Origin of the sequence: Sphingomonas sp. CFBP 13720, assembly GCF_014842075.1 — a bacterium.
Classification (GTDB): Bacteria; Pseudomonadota; Alphaproteobacteria; order Sphingomonadales; family Sphingomonadaceae; genus Sphingomonas.
This window is the reverse complement of sequence record NZ_JACYVA010000002.1, coordinates 378,950-396,106: the sequence shown is the minus strand read 5'-3', so window position 1 is coordinate 396,106 and position 17,157 is coordinate 378,950. Positions and strand designations below refer to the sequence as shown.

Below are 17,157 nucleotides of genomic sequence, written 5' to 3'. Positions count from 1 at the left end.
GCGTTACAGGGCGGCATTCCGGCAGGAGAAGGTGCGTGCGGTTCGAATTCGTCAAATGTCATGGCAGCGGCAATGATTTCCCGTTGATCGACGCGCGCTCGATCACGCTCGACGACGCCGCATGGGCACGGGTGGCGCGGGCACTGTCCGACCGGGCGGGCGATATCGGCGGGGATGGGCTGTTGCTGCTGACGGCGGGCAATGCCGGGCATGCGTTCGGCATGCGGATGTTCAATCCCGACGGATCGGAGGCGGAGACGTGTCTGAACGGATTGCGCTGTACCGCGCGGCTGGGGTTCGAACGGCAGGCGTGCGACGCGGCGTCGGTGCAACTGAAACAGAGCGACGCGCAGGCGCGCATTGTGGCGCAGATCGCGCCGGGGGTGACGACGATCGAGACGCGCGTCGGGCCGGTGTCGCTGACGCCGCGCGATGTCGGGCTGACGGTCGGCGATGCGCCCTATGTCGATGCGAGGATACCCGGATTGCCGACTGAGCGGACGTTTACGGCGGTGGCGATGCCCAACCCGCATCTCGTGACGTTCGTCGACGCGGTCGATGATGCCGAACTGGTCGCGCTGGGCGACTGGTGCGAAGCGGCACCCGCGTTGATCCCCGGTCGCGCCAATGTCAGCTTCGTCGAACTGCGCGAACGCGGACACGCCCCCGCGCTGTTCGTCCGCACCTATGAACGCGGCGTCGGCCTGACCGACAGTTGCGGTAGCGCGATGGCGGCATCGACACATGCGGCGGCACGCACCGGACGGATCGGATGGGGCGTAGCGACGCGTGTGTTCAACCGCGGCGGTATGGTGCGCGCGCGGGCGGATGCGGACGGCATCGTCACGATCGCAGGCAACGCGACCTTCGAATGGGACGGCGCGGTGGAGATCGATCCGGCCACCGGAACAACCGGAAGTCTGACCATCGCCGGTCGGCGCGACGCGGAAGTCGCGGCATGGGCGGCGATGCTCGCGGGGCTGTAGGTCCCGCCAACGACGCCGCCCAAGCGCGATCAGCGCATCAGGCCGGCGGCTCGCAGCGCGCGTTCGATCGTCTGCTGCACGCCCGGCGTTTCCGTCGGCACCGTTTCGACGACGGGTTCCAGCCGGCGGGCGGGGCGGGGCGCGAGGGTCGGTTCGGTCGTGGTGGTCGCGGCCGCCGCCGCCGGTTCGGCGCGGGGCGTCGACGCCGCTTCGCCGGTCAGTCCCCACGACGCCGCGATGGCATGGGTGCTCGACAGGCCGACGTCGAGCATGAACGGTCCCGCCGCCCCGACACCGTCGGTCGCGCCGGGATCGATCGGCACGCCATGCCCCATGCCGGCGATGCGCCATTCCTCAACCAGCGTGACGCCATCGGCATCCCAGCTGCGATGTTCCCAGCCGGTCCCGGACCGCGTCGCGGTGGGCGCGTCGGGCAGCCCATGAACGCCGCGCCACTGGCCGATCAGCCGATCCAGATTGGCGACGACGACCGTGGTGTCGGCCGTCCCGTGCCATACGGACACGCGCGGCCGCCCCGTCGCGCCCGCGCCGGCTGCGCGAGCCGTGGCGGCGGCGGCGGCATCGCCCGGTGCGCCCGCGCCGCGCATCCGGTCGAGCGCCTGCGGCACGCCGGTCGCGCCGCCATAGGGAAGCCCGCCGATGATCGCGCCGCCCGCCAGCTTGTCGGGCCATGTCGCCAGCATCACCGCCGCCATCGCGCCGCCTGCCGACAAGCCTGTCACGAACACCCGTGCGGGATCGATGCCATGCGCCGCGATCGCCGCGTCGATCATTGCCGCGATCGATTCCGCCTCGCCGCCGGTGCGCGCGATATCGGCGGATTCGAACCAGTTGAAGCACAGGTTGGCGTTGTTCGACCGTTGCTGCTCAGGAAACAGCACCGCAAAGCCTTCGCGATCGGCCAGTGCGGACCAGCCGGTGCCATGGTCGTATCCCGCCGCAGTCTGGGTACAGCCATGAAGCGCCACGACCAGCGCGGCACCGGGAGCCAGATCCGCCGGTACATAGATCCGCGCGCGCAGTGCGCCGGGATTACGCGCGACACCGGGCAGGTCGGCCAGCCGGTCGGGAACGGATTGTATGCTGCCCTGCGGCATCTGCATGCGCGACAGGCGGGCAATGGTATCGGAAATCGGCCGCATGTTCGGCGCCTTCTTCTGCGACGTCGCGGGCGGGGACGTCCTCAAGCCGAAGATATGGCGTTTATGTTGCGGTGCACAATAGTCCGCTTGATCGAGTTATCGGTTTCCTGCAGCGGGTTCGCGCCGGCCATGGGGTTCGGAAACCGTGGTGGCGGGTTGCGGCGGGGGTTCGAACCGGGGGCGGTAGAAGCGATCGGTCGAATAGAGCCACGTACCGTCGGAAAGTCGCTGGATCTCGAACCACACCGTACCGGCAGGTCCCAGCCCTGCGGTCTGGCCGGACGACACGATCCGGCCCGGAGTTTCGCCTGTCAGACGATGAATGGTGGTAACAAGTTCGCGCATGATTTTCTGACTATCGCGCTAGCACAACGTTTTATCGTTGGTAATACCGCTTTTTCAGCACGATTGTTCCGGTTCGAGGCGATCCGTTACATCTGTATCTAAGACTTTGGGGGGGCGCCTGTTCGGCGTAATTGATCGATTGTATCCAATGGTCGGGGAGAGAGGATTCGAACCTCCGGCCCCTGCCTCCCGAAGGCAGTGCTCTACCAGGCTGAGCTACTCCCCGACGGAGTTCCGGCGGACCGTCAACGGCCGGCCGGCAAGCTTGGAGGCGCGCCTATAGCGGGGGTGTCCGGGGTCCGCAAGCGCGATTTAACGCGCGGCTGTTTGGCTTTGGCGGGGAAGCTGCTAGGGCGCGGACGACCCATTCCCCTTACCGATTGTGTGACCGTGGCCACTCCGCTCGACAAACTGCGCAACTTCTCGATCATCGCCCATATCGACCATGGCAAGTCGACGCTTGCCGACCGGCTGATCCAGCGGACCGGCGGCCTCGCCGAACGGGAAATGTCGGCACAGGTGCTCGACAACATGGATATCGAAAAGGAACGCGGCATCACCATCAAGGCGCAGACGGTGCGCCTCGAATGGAAGGGCCATGTCCTGAACCTGATGGATACGCCGGGCCATGTCGACTTCGCCTATGAAGTGTCGCGATCGCTGGCGGCGTGCGAAGGCGCGCTGCTGGTCGTCGACGCGGCGCAGGGTGTGGAGGCGCAGACGCTGGCCAACGTCTATCAGTCGATCGAGCACGATCACGAAATCATTCCCGTCATCAACAAGATCGACCTGCCCGCCGCCGAACCGGAACGGGTAAAGACCGAGATCGAGGATCTGATCGGGCTGGACACCACCAACGCGGTGCTGGCGTCGGCCAAGTCGGGGATCGGCATCGACGAGATCCTCGACGCGATCGTCGCGCATATCCCGCCGCCGAAAGGCGACGCGGCCGCACCGTTGAAGGCGATGCTGGTCGATAGCTGGTACGATCCGTATCTGGGCGTCGTCATCCTGATCCGGGTGATCGACGGATCGATCCGCAAGGGTCAGCAGATCAAGTTCATGAATGCCGACACGACGCATCTGGTCGACCGGGTCGGCGCGTTCCGGCCGAAGATCGAGCAGTTGCCCGACCTGGGTCCCGGCGAGATCGGCTTCATCACCGCGCAGATCAAGGAAGTGGCGCAGACGATGGTCGGCGACACGATCACCGATGCCAAGCGTCCGACCGCCGAGGCGCTGCCGGGGTTCAAGGAAGTGCAGTCGGTGGTGTTCTGCGGCCTGTTCCCGGTCGACGCCGCCGAATTCGACAAGCTGCGCGAATCGATCAGCAAGCTGCGATTGAACGATGCCAGCTTCACGTTCGAGATGGAAAGTTCGGCGGCGCTCGGCTTCGGCTTCCGCTGCGGGTTCCTCGGTCTGCTGCATCTGGAAATCATTCAGGAGCGGCTGACCCGCGAATACGACCTCGACCTCATCACCACCGCGCCGTCGGTGGTGTACCAGATCGAGTTGGCGCATCCCGATCCGGCGGGGGTCACGCAGATCGAGCTTCACAACCCGGCCGACATGCCCGACGTCAACAAGATCAAGACGATCAGCGAACCGTGGATCAACGCCACCATCTATGTCCCCGACGAATATCTCGGGTCGATCCTGAAACTGTGTCAGGACCGGCGCGGCATCCAGCAGAACCTGACCTATGTCGGCGGGCGCGCGCAGGCGACCTATGAACTGCCGCTCAACGAAGTGGTGTTCGACTTTTACGACCGGCTGAAATCGCTGTCGAAGGGCTATGCCAGCTTCGATTACACCCAGATCGGATATCGCGAGGGCGATCTGGTCAAGATGAGCATCCTGGTCAACGAGGAGCCGGTCGACGCGCTGAGCATGATCGTCCACCGCGGCACCGCCGAAGTCCGTGGACGCGGCATGGTCGAACGGTTGAAGGAACTCATCCCCCGCCACCTGTTCAAGATTCCGATCCAGGCGGCGATCGGCGGCAAGGTGATCGCGCGCGAGACGATCAGCGCGATGCGCAAGGACGTGACCGCGAAATGCTATGGCGGCGACGCGACCCGCAAGCGCAAGCTGCTGGACAAGCAGAAGAAGGGGAAGGCGAAGATGCGCGAATACGGATCGGTCAGCATCCCGCAGGAAGCCTTCATCGCCGCGCTCAGAATGGGTGACGACGCCTGATCGATCGGATCGGTCGGCGCTTCGTCGTCGGGCCGAACGTGCCCCCAACGAAAACGGAGCCTGCGCAGGGGTCGCAGACTCCGTTGTATCGTGCTTGCGCCGGTTAGTGGCGTTCAGGCAACGACATTGATGACGAGCTGGACGACCAGAGCCACCCCTGCCCAACCAATCGCGCCGAGCCCGACCCAGGACGCGATTGCGGTACGGCCGGAATAAGTTCTGTGCATCCTCTACTCCTGTCTTCTTGTTGGACCCATGATTGTTCCAAAAGAAGACAATTGCAAACCCTGTTTTCGAATATGTGTGATCGTTAATTGCCAAGGCCGAACCGCATATGCGGATTGGTTCCCTGCATGCTGCCTTGCAACATAGGTTTGTCCTTAAACGATACGGATATGCGCGGGATTCCTTCGCAGTCGCGGCATGGCTATCCCGTCCGATCCGACGCGTAAATTATTTTCGCGCCCTGCCGGACAGGGCGGGGCTTGCTGCACGGAAGCACGTTTTGCGGACAAATGCGCGAATCACACGTCCCCGAAACGGTCCGGAACAAACCCGATCTTCGAACGTCGCATTTGCATGCCCGCCGACGACCGGCGCGCCAGCAGGAGGAACAGCCCATGGCCGACCAGACCCCGAACAACGGAATGCCCGGCTTCGATGCCGATACCGCCAGCGCATCGATGCGTGCGGCCGGCGAGCGGATGCAGGCGGCGGGCAGCGCGATTGCCGGCCAGGGATCGCAACTGGGGCTGAAGGTTCTGACGCAGGCGGAAGCGAATACGCAGGAAGCATTCCGCGCGATGCGCGCCGCCGCGCAGGCAAGCGACCTGAACGATGTGATGCGCATCCAGTCCGAATATCTGCGCGAACAGGGTAACCGGTCGATGGCGCAGGCGCGCGAGATCGGCGAATTGATCGCGGAGTTCGGACGCAACGCCGTTGGACAGATGACCGGCGGCAAGTGACCCGCTGACGGGGCGGACGCGCCTGCCGACCCGGCGGGCGGTCCGGTCCCGACCGGGACTGTTCGCGGAAGGATCGCTTTTCGGTCTTGTTTTTCGTTGATCGGGTATGGTCAGAAGCGCCATCCGAATTTCCGTACGCCGACCCGGTCATTGCCCGTGGACGCTGGTGCGTTCTATACGGGCTGCGACCGGCTGGAGCGTGCGATGATCCGACTGCTGCTGAGCATTGCCCTGTGGCTGGGCCTGACCATGCCCGCAATCGCGCAGGGACGCCGCGCGGCGGTCGTGCTGGCCGCTGCCAGCCTTCAGGAATCGATGAACGCCGCCGCCGATGCATGGGCGCGTTCCGGGCACCCGCGTCCGGTCGTGTCCTTCGCCGCAAGCTCTGCACTGGCACGACAGGCGGCGGCGGGCGCGCCCGCCGACCTGTTCGTGTCGGCCGACGTCGAATGGATGGACGATCTGTCCCGGCGCGGACTGCTGGCGCCGGGGACGCGCGCCGACCTGCTCGGCAACCGGCTGGTGCTGGTCGCGCCCGTTGGCAGCGCAACGCGAGTGGCGTTGCGGCCCGGCGTAGACGTGCGTCGGGCACTGGGCGGCGGGCGGCTCGCGATGGCCGATCCCGACGCGGTGCCGGCAGGGCGATATGGCAAAGCCGCGCTCGAACGGCTGGGCGGCTGGCGGCAGGTCGCACCGCTGGTCGTGCGGGCGGAGAATGTCCGCGCCGCGCTGGCGCTGGTCGAACGCGGTGCCGCGCCGCTGGGCATCGTCTATGCGACCGACGCCCGCGCTTCGGCGAAGGTGCGCGTGGCTGGCGTGTTCCCGGCGGGCAGCCATCCCCCGATCGTCTATCCCATCGCACGGCTAAAGGCGTCGCGTAACCCGGAAGGCGAAGCGTTCCGGCGGTTCCTGACGTCGCGGGCGGGCAAGGCGATCTTCGTGCGATACGGGTTCACCGCGCGCTGATGCTCGACGCCGCCGAATGGGGGATCGTCGCGCTGTCGCTCAAGATCGGGTCGGTGGCGATGCTGGTCACGCTGCCGGTCGCCTATGCGCTGGCATGGCTGCTGGCGCGGGGGCGGTTTCCCGGACGGGTCGTGCTGGACGCGATCGTCCATCTGCCGCTGGTGCTGCCGCCCGTCGTCACCGGATGGCTGTTGCTGCTGGCGTTCGCGCCCGCAGGTCCGCTGGGCGGGCTGCTGGACACATGGTTCGGCGTCGGCGTGCTGTTCCGCTGGACCGGGGCCGCGATCGCGGCGGGGGTCATGGCATTGCCGCTGATGGTGCGCGCGATCCGGCTGTCGATCGAGGGCGTCGACCGCCGGCTGGAAAGCGCGGCGCGGACGCTGGGCGCTGGACCGGCGCGGGTGTTCTGGACCATCACCGCGCCGCTCAGCCTGCCCGGCGTGCTGGCGGGGATGGTGCTGGGTTTCGCCCGGGCACTGGGCGAATTCGGCGCGACGATCAGCTTCGTGTCGAACGTGCCGGGCGAGACGGAGACGTTGCCGCTGGCGATCTACAGCGCGTTGCAGGTGCCGGGAGGCGAGGACAGCGTGGTGCGGCTGGCGGCGATGTCGGTCGCGCTGTCGTTGATTGCGCTGATCCTGTCCGAATGGCTGGTCCGGCGCGGGGGGCGGCAGGTGCATGTCCTTTGACCTGAACGTCACGGTGCGGCTGGGCGAGGCGATCGTCGGCGTGGTCGTGGGCGATGACGGTCGCGAAGACGGGCTGACGGTGCTGTTCGGACCGTCCGGGGCCGGCAAATCGAGCGTGCTCAACATGGTCGCCGGGTTGCTCCGCCCCGCCGCCGGGCATGTCCGGGTAGGGGGTACGACGCTGTTCGACGCGGCGGCGGGGATCGACGTGCCGACGCGGCATCGCCGGTGCGGCTATGTGTTTCAGGAACCGCGCCTGTTCCCGCACCGCCGGGTCGCGGCCAATCTGCGCTATGGCATGGGGCGGGGCGATCCGATGATCGGGTTCGACGATGCGGTGGCGCTGCTGGGGCTGCGCAGGCTGCTCGATCGATGGCCGGCGACGCTGTCGGGCGGAGAGGCGAAGCGGGTCGCGATCGGCCGGGCGCTGTTGTCGGGCGCGCGGTTCCTGTTGATGGACGAACCGCTGTCGTCGCTCGACCGCGCGCGGCGCGAAGAGGTGATGGCTGCGATCGAACGGCTGCGCGATGCACTGCGCGTACCGATCCTGTACGTGACGCACGACGCGGCGGAGGCGGAGCGGCTGGCGACGCGGATCGTCGCGATGTGACCATCGTTCAGCCGCAATCCACGGTGTATTTCGCATGCGAAACGATCGGGAGCGCGGCGATGCGGATAGGTTGGTTGGTCTGGGCGGTACTGGTTCCGGCAGTTCCGGCAGCGGCACAGGAAACCGACGCCGACCCCGACGGATCGGAGATCGTCGTGACGGGGCGCAGGCCGCTGCGCATCGACGCCAAGGTTCTTCGCGCGGCGCAGGCACGGTTCGCGGCCGATCACGCCGAACTGTCGCCGCAGGGCGTGCTGCGGTTCGAACTGTGGCGCAGGGGGAAGCGGGTGCGGGCCGACGGGCTGAACCTCGCCCTCACCGATTCGGCCGGGCGGCAGGTTCCGGCGACGATCGATGGCGACGGGCGCGCGGCCTTCGCACCGGTGCCCAAGGGTCGCTGGTTCCTGACCGCGCCCGCGCAGCCATCCGGAATGTCGCTGCGCCCGATCGTGCTGTCGGGCAGGACCGGCATCAATGACCGGCGGCTGGGCGACCTGCGCCTGCAATGCCGGATCGTGGTGTCGATGGCCAAGGCGAAGGCGTCGGTGCTGGCGATGCCAGTGATCGGCGTGTTCGATGCGATCGGCGGCTGTGCAAGCAAGTCATTCGGCTTCTACCACTGGGCCGAACAGCCGCTGGCGGGCGCAGTCGCCGTGGCGGCGGACGGCGGCCCCCCGACAGTCCTGCCCCTGTCGGCCACGCGTGACGCCTATCTCCCGCCGCTTTCCAACCGGAAGTTGGGCAACGAGACGCGCATCCGCACCACCTATCAATAGGGTCGGGTCACTCGCCGCCGGGCACGGCAACGCGGGCGGTCTGTCCGCCGCGGGTAAAGTAGGCCGCGTCGATCGCGAGGCTGCGGAGCTGCCAGCCGTCGATCGCGTCGCCGGGGGCCAGCGACCGCGTGCCGGCCGCACCGCGGACCAGCGCGACGGCGTCGCGGCCTAGCCGCCCGACCACGCCCAGCAGCTGCGGTGCGTCGGCGGGCGCGGCATCGGCCGGGGGCGGGGCGAACAGCGGGCGGGCGAAGGCGGCGCGCAACGGCGGCGGCGCGGTTGGCGGGCTGAGCGGGCGCGCGTCGCGATCGACGTCGACCGGTACGGTGGGGGGCCGCAACAGCCACGCCGGCAGCGCGATCGCCGCCAGCGCGGTGAGCGCCAGCACGACGCGGTCGCTTGCCGCTATCCCCGCCACGGTGCGATGACCCTTGCATCGATTCGTACGCCGCCGGGGGTGGGCGTCATCCGCCATTGCGCCATGCGCACGGGGCGGGGGCTGCGTTCGAGGGCGTCGACGAACGCGACCACCGCCTTTTCGGGACCGGACGCGCGCAGCGTCAGCACGGCCAGAGTCGCGGGTGCGGCGGGATCGCTGACCAGCGATTCGATCAGCACGCCGCCGCGCGCCGCATCGCCGCGCAGGCGGGCGGCAAGGCGTGCGCGAGCATCGGCCGCGTCGTCGGCGGGGAACGCGCCGGCGATGGCCACCGGGCCGGGCATTCCCGCCATTACCGTCGCCCGCGCCTTCGCATGGTCGACCCGCGCGCGGGCAAGGGCGTCGAGCGCGCGCGCGGCGGGTATGGACAGAAGGACTGCGACCAGCGCGCCGACCAGCGGAAGCCGGGGACTCATCGCGGCTGTTCCAGCGTCACGCGCATGCCGCCGTCGCCCGGCGTCTGCGACACGGCGCGCAGTCCCGCCAACGCCGGATCGCGGCGCAGCGCGGCACTTACCCGGTCGGGATCGGGTGCCGCGACCTCGATCGACAACAGGCCGGTCGTGCGGCGTTCGACGCGCAGCAGCGCGGCATCGGCGGGCAGGGCACGGGCGATCGCCTCGATCGTCGTGCCGGTCGTCGGCTGCGTCCATGCCGTGCCCAGTTGCTGGCGGGCGAGGGTGGCATCGGCACGGGCGGCGGCGATCGGCGCGGCCTGTCGCGACAGCGTTTCGGTCGCGGTGCGTGCGCGCTGCGTCAGCCATGCCGCATCGATCCAGACGGCGAGCGGGGCGGCGATCAGCATCAGCGCGACCGCTGCGCCGACACGGTCGATCGGCGTGCGCTGTTCCGCACGCGGCGGGGACTTTGCGGGAAATGTCGCATCGACTCCGGCAGTTGGCGCCAAACCGCGCGACCGGCGTGCGGCGGCAACGATCTGCCCGACCAGACTGGGGCCGGGTTGGGCCATATCGTCGGCGGGGCGGGGATCGGCGACCATCGCCATCGCCCTAGCCCCGCGCGCCGGGGCGGCACAAGCGAGTCATCGAACCGTCTTCGATCCGCCATCGAACCGTCGCGGAAACGCAATCCGGTTGTCGCGTCGATACGCCAACGCGGACGGCGGAGGGACGACCGACACAGCCGGCGTCCGCAAGCACGGGGTATTTCATGGCGAGCAACGACCTGACCATCGGCTATGACGATGGCGATATCGAAACCAACCCCAGCCAGGGGCTGAGCCTTCAGGATCTGGTCGATCAGCGTTATTCGCGGCGGCAGGCGCTGCGCGGTGGTGCATCGACCGCAGCGGTCGCGGTGTTCGGCGGCGCGCTGCTGGCGGCATGCGACGACAAGGCCGACGGGATCGACAACACCCCGCCGGTGGTCGCAGGGACGTCGACCGGCGCGACCAGCGCGGGCCGCGTCGTGACGCTGACCGGGACGGTGACCGACGACAATGCCATCGTCAGCCAGGCGTTCACGCAGGTATCGGGACCGACCGTCGCACTGTCGGGTGCCAATACCGGGACCGCAACGTTCATCGCGCCGTCGGTGACCGCGACGACCAACCTCGTCTTCCGCTATTCGGCGACCGATGCGAAGGGTGCCGCCAGCACGACCGATCTGACGGTGGCCGTATCGCCCGCGACGCTGGGCTTCGCCGCCGTGCCCAAGAGCCTAGCCGACGCGCTGACCGTGCCGGCGGGCTATACCGCCACGGTGCTGTACCGCCTTGGCGATCCGCTGAACGCCGCGACGCCGGCCTATGCCAATAACGGCACCGACACCGGGTTTTCGGCGCGGGCCGGCGATCATCATGACGGCATGAGCTTCTTCGGCCTCGCCGCGACCGGCACCACGCCCGATGCGACCAATTCGACGCGTGGCGTATTGGTGATGAACCACGAGAATATCTCGGAACAATATCTCCATCCCAATGGCGTGACGGACGGTCCGGTCCGCGTCACGGCGGAAGTCGTGAAGGAAATGGAGTGCCACGGCGTGTCGGTGGTCGAGGTCACCCGTGCTTCGAACGGCACCTGGAGCTATGTCCAAGCATCGCCCCTCAACCGTCGCGTTACCCCGTTCACGCCGATGGCGTTCAGCGGCCCGGTGAAGGGTAGCCCGTTGCTGTTCACCGCCTATTCGCCCGACGGCACCGCCGGGCGCGGCACGATCAACAACTGCGCCAACGGCATGATGCCGTGGAACACGTATCTGACTTGCGAGGAGAATTGGGCGGGGTACTTCCGCCGCGACGCGGGCGACAATGCCCGCCGCACGGCGGCACTGGGGGCGAAGGCGGTGCAGGCGTTCACGCGCTACGGCCTGAACACCGGCGGCGGCGATGCACTGCGGGCGGGCAATTACCGGTGGACCACGGCGGCAGAAGCGGCGGCCGGCCAGACGCTGATCGGCAAGCTCAACGCGACCACCAACGCATCGCAGCCGGCGAACGGCACCGGCGACTTCCGCAACGAACCCAATCAGTATGGGTGGTGCGTCGAGATCGATCCCTATGATCCCGCCGCGACCCCGCGCAAGCGTACCGCGCTGGGCCGGATGAACCACGAAGGCTGCTGGCCGGGCCGCGTGTTTGCCGGGATCAAGCCCGCCTTCTACATGGGCGACGACGCGCAGAACGAATATATCTACAAGTTCGTGTCGAACACCGCATGGGCCACCGCCGATGCGACTGCGGCGAACCGCCTTGCGATCGGCGACAAGTATCTTGATGCCGGCACGCTGTACGTGGCGAAATTCAACGCCGACGGATCGGGCGAATGGATCGCGCTGGTCCATGGCCAGAACGGACTGAACGCATCGAACGGGCTCTATCCCTTCGCCGATCAGGCCGACGTGCTGACGCATTGCCGGCTGGCGGGCGATGCCGTCGGGGCGACGCGGATGGATCGTCCCGAATGGACGGCGGTCAATCCGGCGACCGGCGAGATGTACTGCACGCTGACCAACAATTCGTCGCGTGCGCCGGCACAGGTCGATGCGGCCAACCCGCGTTCCTACATCGATCCGCGGATCAACAGCACTTCGCGGTCGACCGGCAACGCCAACGGCCACATCGTCCGCCTGCGTGAACGCGGCGACACGACGGAAGCGACCGCCTTTACGTGGGACGTGTATGCGTTCGGTGCCGGTTCGGACCTCGATGCCGCCAACATCAACCTGTCGTCGCTCGACGCCACCAACGATTTCTCCAGCCCCGACGGGCTGTGGTTCGGACGTGCGTCGAACGCCAGTGGGCAGGTGACGCCGGTCCTGTGGGTTCAGACCGACGACGGCGCGTTCACCGACGTGACCAACTGCATGATGCTGGCGGCGATGCCGGGCGTCGTCGGCGACGGCGGCACGCGGACGATCACCAACACCGGCGTATCGGCGACCAGCACCGCCACCACCCGCGTCGGCAAGGCACCGGGCACGACGCTGCGCCGCTTCCTCGTCGGTCCCGCCGGGTGCGAGATCACCGGCGTGGATTCGACACCCGATGGCCGGTCGCTGTTCGTCAACATCCAGCATCCGGGTGAGAATGGCAATCTGAGCAACATGACCAGCATCTGGCCGGCAACGACGGCGGGAAGCCGTCCGCGATCGTCGACGGTGGTGATCACCAAGAACGACGGCGGCGTGGTGGCGCTGTAAAGGCACGAACGCTTCGGCGGAAAGCGGCGGGCGGCGGTCGACAAGACCGCCGCCCGTTGTCGTTCCTGTGGCAGGAAATGCGTGAACACGACGCTTGCCGGCTGGATACGCCGTGCCCTGATGAACCCGAGAGGGACGACGGAACGGTAGGCTGACGATGCGACCGAAACGGTTGGAAGGGCGGTATGAAACCCGGCGTCCCGAACGCCACGACATCGCCGTTGACTCTTAAATCTACATATGTTTATTTTTGCGGATGGCCCGTAATCGTCGCCCTTCCAAACAGATGCGCAGCCTGCTGGCGCTGTTATCGGCGCAACCGGTCCGATGGCGATATGGCTATGACCTGATGAAGGAGAGCGGGGTGTTGTCGGGAACGCTCTATCCGCTGTTGATGCGGATGTGCGATCAGGGGTTGGTCGAGGCGGAATGGCATGCGCCCACCCAGCCGGGCCGGCCGCCGCGTCACGCCTATCGCCTGACCGGCGCTGGACTGGCGCTGGCGCGGACGATCGAACCCGATGCACCGCAACCCAATGCGATGCCGGTGACGGCATGAGGATCGTCGTCGCCCGCGCGATCATGAGGTTGAGCGAACATTGTCTCGGACCTGCGCGCCGCGAATGGGCAGCGGCGATGCGCGCGGAGTTTTTCGTCGCGGCCGATGCCGGCAAGCCGCTGGGCTTCGCCGCCGGCTGCCTGCTGGCGGCAGGACGCGAGCTGGTCGCGCAGCCGGAGGGACGCTTCGCGCTGGCGGCGCATATCCTTGCGGTTGGTGTGGTGGTGCCGATGGCGGCGTTGCTGGTGTGGAGTGCGGCGCTGGGGTATCCCTATCTGACGCTCGACGGGATCAGCGGTTGGCCGGTCACGCCGGTCAACGACGCCAACCGGGGCGGGCTGTCGTGGCTGGTGTTGCTGACCGGGCTGCTGGGCGGCGGCCATGTCGCGATGGCGTGGGGGATGCTGGAGCGTGACTGGGCACGGGTGGCGATGCTCGGGCGGCTCGGCGCGGCGATGATGGCGACGATGATCGCCTTTACCGGCATCCTGTTCCTCTACGACCCCTGTGCGCTGCCGCAGGCGATCGCGATCGGCATCGAACTGGCGACGGTCACGATCCTCGTCCGGTGGCATGGCGAACTGCCGGACGAAGCGGAGGACAGGTCGCTGCATCGACATTGATCGTGTGGCGTCGACCACGCGGCATGATGAAATCGACAGGAGGGAAGCATGATCGGCAGAACGGCATTCGTCGTGGCGTTGTGGACAGCGGTTTCGCCGGGCGTCCAGCCGGTATCGGCGCGACCGGTGACATCGGTTGCGCCCCGTATCGAACAGGTTCGCATCGCGTCCGATCCCGGCGTCGTGCTCGCCGGAGAACTGCAACTGCCCCCGGCGGACACACAGCGGCCGCCGGTCGTGCTGCTGCTGGGCGGGGGCGGGCCGTCGCCGCACGGCATCTACCCGTTGCTGGAAAAGCGGTTGCTGGCGCGCGGCATCGCGACGCTCAGCTTCGACAAGCGCGGCATCGGCAAGTCGACCGGCACGTTCGTGGATGCGATGGACGTGGCGCAGCGTGATGCGGGTGCGGTGCTTGCCTATCTACGTTCCCGACAGGACGTCATCGATCCGGCCCGGATCGCCGTTCTGGGGGTGAGCCAGGGCGGGGTGATCGGTCCGGCGCTCGCCGTCGATGGTCCGCCGATCGCTGCGGTCGTGACGATGTCCGCCCCCGCCGGGGAACGAGGGGTGCTGTTCCTCGACGAAATGCGGGAGAAACTCGCGACATCGGGCATGCAGGGCGACGCCATTCCACCGATCCTCGATGCGACCCGCCGCTATCTGGGTGGATTGACCACCGCCGCCCCGCCGGAGTCGATCGCTGCCGACCGGATCGCGGTCGGCGAAGCGTTCATGGCCGCCGGATGGTCCCGCGAACAGGCCGATGGCGCGGTACGCACGTTGGGCGACCCGGCAACGTCGTCGCTCTACACGGTCGCGGCGGGTGATGTGTTGGCGCGGGTCAAGGCGCCGGTACTGGCCGTCTTCGCCGCCGACGATACGGTCGTATCCAGCCGACTGGCGATGCCCGCCGCACAGGTCGCGCTGCGCGGCAACGCCGATGCGACGATCGTTCAGATGCCCGGGGTCGAACACGCCTACAAACCGCTGGTGACGACCGCGGCGGGCAAGCGCGAATATCAGGGCTGGCCGATATCCGATCCGGCGACGATCGACCTGATCGATCGGTGGCTGACGCCCCGGCTGTCACCGGGAAAGACGCCCCGTCAATAAATCCCGTCGATCTCCAGCGTCAGGCGCGGGGCGGGGGGATTGAGCAGCAGGCTGCGCTTTTCGCCCTGCAACACTTCTTCCCCGCGCAGGCGGTCGTAGCGGCTGCGGGCGGCCGCCGCCGCGTCGGCACCGTCGCGCAGGATGGTGGGTTTCAAGAAGACGAACAGCGTACGCTTCTGGCGCGATTCGTTGCGGCCCTTGAACAGTTCGCCGAGGATCGGGATGCTGCCGAGGATCGGCACCTGGCTGCGCGTGCGGTTGTAATCGTCGCTGGTCAGGCCGCCCAGCATGATCGTCTGGCCATTGTCGGCAAGCACGGTGGTGCTGGTCGACCGCTTCTGGGTGATCAGGTCGGCGGCGGCGTTGAGCTGGGTCGGGGACAGCGCCGACGCTTCCTGGCTGACTTCCAGCCGGATGGTGTCGCCCGCGTTGATGCGCGGGATGACGCGCAGCGTAATGCCGACGTCCTTGCGCTCGATCGTGGTATAAGGGTTGGCGGTGCCGTTGCCGGTCAGGATCGATCCGGTGACGAACGGCACTTCCTGTGCCACCACCAACTCGCCCAGCTTGTTGTCGAGCGTCGTGATCTGCGGCGTCGACAGCAGGTTCGCCTTGGTCGAGGTGCTGAGCGCCTGGAGCAGGATCGAGAAATCATTGCCGATGGTGAAGTTGCCCGTCAGGCCGCCGGTCAGCAGGCCCGCAGCGGGAACGCCGAGCACGTTGAGGATCTGGCCGAGCGATGCGCCGCCGTTGGTGAACGAGGTGCCGACCCCGCTGACCCGGTTGAGCGCCGCGCCCGCCGTGCCGATCTGTACCGCGAGCTGTTCGGCGTCGGTCCCCGATATCTCAACGATCGCCGCCTCGATCAGCACCTGCGGCCGGCGGACGTCGAGGTCGGGGATCAGCCGTTCGATCTGCGCGATCGCGGTCGGCGTGCCGCGCACCACCACGGCGTTGATGTCGGGCGCGGGCTGGACCGTGATGTCGGGCGCGGTGAACCCTTGCGGCGTCGCCGTCGGCTGGTTCTGGCCGATCGGCGTGATGCCTGCCGTGCCGCCCACACCCGATCCGCCGAGGCCACCGGACACGGCGGCGAGGCCCGCCGCGCTGGCCCCGCCATTGGCGATCAGCCCCGACAGCGCGGCACCGGCATTGTTGCGCTGCGACGTCGTCGACAGGCTGCGCGCGACCGGGTTGGATGCCGATTGCTGCTGTCCGAGGATGCCGCGCAGCACTTCGGTCACGCTTTCGGCATCGGCATAGTTGAGGCGGAAGACGCGGGTGGCGGTGGTGTTGCCGCCGCGCGCGTCGAGCGACTGGGCGATGCGCCGTGCCTCCGCGACGGCGGCGGGGGTGCCGCGCACGAGGATGGTATTGCTGCGCGCATCGCCCGCGACGCGCGCGCCGCCTTCGCCCAGCACGCCCTGCATCGCGGTCGCGATGTCGGCGGCATTGCCGTTCTGGAGCGTGATGGTGGTGAAGGTCGATCCCCCGCCACCGTCGAGCGAACGGGCCAGCGCCTCGATCCGGCGGACATTGTCGGCATAATCGGTGACGACGATGGCATTGGGCTGGGTCAGCGGTTCGACGCTGCCGAAACTGGCGACCAGCGGGCGGACGATGCGCGCGGCATCAGCGGACGGGACGTTGGACAGGCGGACCATGCGCGTCGTCAGTTCCTGTCCGCCCACGCCGCGCGCGCGCACCCCGCCGTCGCGCACCGCATTCGCCTGCGGAATGATGCGCCATGCCGATCCCGACCGGACGGCGGCGAACCCGTTGGCGCGCAGCACCGACTGGAACAATTCCCATACGCCCGCCGGGCTGAGCGGTTCGGCGGAGGTCACCGTCACCTGTCCCTTGACCGACGGGTCGAGGATCAGCGTGCGGCCGGTGATGCGGCTGATCTGGTCGGCGACGTCAGCGATCTCGACGCCGCGCATGTTGACGACGATGTCGGCCGCCTGTTGCGGCTGCGCCGACAGCGGGGAAAGGCTGGTGGCGGTGAGGATCAGGGGCAGGATCGCGGAACGGATCGGATGGCGCACGTGCAAAAGC

The 17,157-nt window shown here is 67.9% G+C and carries 17 protein-coding genes and 1 tRNA gene; 11 read left to right on the top strand and 7 right to left on the bottom strand.

Annotation, left to right across the window (positions count from 1 at the left end; all coding sequences use genetic code 11):
* Positions 1-35: 35 nt before the first annotated feature.
* Positions 36-986, top strand: coding sequence for a diaminopimelate epimerase (gene dapF, locus IFT55_RS07025; RefSeq protein ID WP_192090411.1), 951 nt, complete (start codon positions 36-38; stop codon positions 984-986).
* A gap of 29 nt (positions 987-1,015) precedes the next feature.
* On the opposite strand, the gene IFT55_RS07020 is transcribed toward dapF, so the two are convergent.
* The 3 genes from IFT55_RS07020 to IFT55_RS07010 form a co-directional block, all read right to left on the bottom strand.
* Complete coding sequence (locus IFT55_RS07020; protein ID WP_192090409.1) at positions 1,016-2,149, bottom strand: extracellular catalytic domain type 1 short-chain-length polyhydroxyalkanoate depolymerase; 1,134 nt, start codon at positions 2,147-2,149, stop codon at positions 1,016-1,018.
* Between the two features lie 96 nt (positions 2,150-2,245).
* On the bottom strand, positions 2,246-2,494 hold the full coding sequence (locus IFT55_RS07015) for a hypothetical protein (RefSeq protein ID WP_192090407.1): 249 nt from the start codon (positions 2,492-2,494) through the stop codon (positions 2,246-2,248).
* Positions 2,495-2,643: 149 nt separating this feature from the next.
* Positions 2,644-2,720, bottom strand: a tRNA-Pro gene (locus IFT55_RS07010).
* Between the two features lie 164 nt (positions 2,721-2,884).
* Between IFT55_RS07010 and lepA the strand changes: the two genes are divergently transcribed.
* From lepA to IFT55_RS06980, 6 genes are all read left to right on the top strand, one after another.
* Entirely contained in the window at positions 2,885-4,693 is a 1,809-nt protein-coding gene (lepA, locus tag IFT55_RS07005; protein ID WP_192090405.1) for a translation elongation factor 4, read from the top strand.
* A gap of 620 nt (positions 4,694-5,313) precedes the next feature.
* Positions 5,314-5,661 (top strand): phasin family protein, encoded by a 348-nt coding sequence (locus IFT55_RS07000; protein ID WP_249403643.1) that lies wholly within the window; start codon positions 5,314-5,316, stop codon positions 5,659-5,661.
* A gap of 204 nt (positions 5,662-5,865) precedes the next feature.
* Positions 5,866-6,627 (top strand): molybdate ABC transporter substrate-binding protein, encoded by a 762-nt coding sequence (gene modA, locus IFT55_RS06995; protein WP_192090404.1) that lies wholly within the window; start codon positions 5,866-5,868, stop codon positions 6,625-6,627.
* Positions 6,627-7,316: a molybdate ABC transporter permease subunit gene (gene modB / locus IFT55_RS06990; protein WP_192090402.1), complete on the top strand. Its 690-nt coding sequence runs from the start codon at positions 6,627-6,629 to the stop codon at positions 7,314-7,316. Before modA ends, modB begins: the two co-directional genes overlap by 1 nt.
* On the top strand, positions 7,306-7,926 hold the full coding sequence (locus tag IFT55_RS06985) for an ATP-binding cassette domain-containing protein (RefSeq protein WP_192090395.1): 621 nt from the start codon (positions 7,306-7,308) through the stop codon (positions 7,924-7,926). Before modB ends, IFT55_RS06985 begins: the two co-directional genes overlap by 11 nt.
* Positions 7,923-8,702 (top strand): hypothetical protein, encoded by a 780-nt coding sequence (locus IFT55_RS06980; RefSeq protein WP_192090392.1) that lies wholly within the window; start codon positions 7,923-7,925, stop codon positions 8,700-8,702. The genes IFT55_RS06985 and IFT55_RS06980 overlap by 4 nt, the downstream gene beginning before the upstream one ends.
* A 7-nt stretch (positions 8,703-8,709) precedes the next feature.
* Here IFT55_RS06980 and IFT55_RS06975 read toward each other — a convergent pair whose 3' ends face one another.
* From IFT55_RS06975 to IFT55_RS06965, 3 genes are read right to left on the bottom strand one after another with little or no spacing between them, the layout of a single operon-like run.
* Positions 8,710-9,120 (bottom strand): hypothetical protein, encoded by a 411-nt coding sequence (locus IFT55_RS06975; protein ID WP_342029248.1) that lies wholly within the window; start codon positions 9,118-9,120, stop codon positions 8,710-8,712.
* On the bottom strand, positions 9,108-9,557 hold the full coding sequence (locus IFT55_RS06970) for a hypothetical protein (RefSeq protein WP_192090389.1): 450 nt from the start codon (positions 9,555-9,557) through the stop codon (positions 9,108-9,110). Before IFT55_RS06970 ends, IFT55_RS06975 begins: the two co-directional genes overlap by 13 nt.
* On the bottom strand, positions 9,554-10,147 hold the full coding sequence (locus tag IFT55_RS06965) for a hypothetical protein (RefSeq protein ID WP_192090388.1): 594 nt from the start codon (positions 10,145-10,147) through the stop codon (positions 9,554-9,556). Before IFT55_RS06965 ends, IFT55_RS06970 begins: the two co-directional genes overlap by 4 nt.
* A 164-nt stretch (positions 10,148-10,311) precedes the next feature.
* On the opposite strand from IFT55_RS06965, the gene IFT55_RS06960 reads away from it, so the two are divergent.
* The 4 genes from IFT55_RS06960 to IFT55_RS06945 all read left to right on the top strand — a co-directional run bounded on the left by IFT55_RS06960 (position 10,312) and on the right by IFT55_RS06945 (position 15,099).
* Positions 10,312-12,804 (top strand): PhoX family protein, encoded by a 2,493-nt coding sequence (locus IFT55_RS06960; protein WP_192090386.1) that lies wholly within the window; start codon positions 10,312-10,314, stop codon positions 12,802-12,804.
* A 286-nt stretch (positions 12,805-13,090) separates the two neighbouring features.
* Positions 13,091-13,363 carry a PadR family transcriptional regulator gene (locus IFT55_RS06955; protein ID WP_192090384.1) on the top strand — a complete coding sequence of 91 codons (273 nt, stop codon included), beginning with the start codon at positions 13,091-13,093 and terminating at the stop codon, positions 13,361-13,363.
* Complete coding sequence (locus IFT55_RS06950; RefSeq protein WP_192090382.1) at positions 13,360-13,986, top strand: hypothetical protein; 627 nt, start codon at positions 13,360-13,362, stop codon at positions 13,984-13,986. Before IFT55_RS06955 ends, IFT55_RS06950 begins: the two co-directional genes overlap by 4 nt.
* A gap of 48 nt (positions 13,987-14,034) precedes the next feature.
* Positions 14,035-15,099 carry an alpha/beta fold hydrolase gene (locus IFT55_RS06945; RefSeq protein ID WP_192090380.1) on the top strand — a complete coding sequence of 355 codons (1,065 nt, stop codon included), beginning with the start codon at positions 14,035-14,037 and terminating at the stop codon, positions 15,097-15,099.
* Here the strand turns inward: IFT55_RS06945 and gspD are convergent.
* Positions 15,093-17,147, bottom strand: a complete 2,055-nt coding sequence (gene gspD / locus IFT55_RS06940) for a type II secretion system secretin GspD (RefSeq protein ID WP_342029247.1) — start codon at positions 17,145-17,147, stop codon at positions 15,093-15,095. The genes IFT55_RS06945 and gspD overlap by 7 nt on opposite strands.
* Between the last annotated feature and the right edge of the window lie 10 nt (positions 17,148-17,157).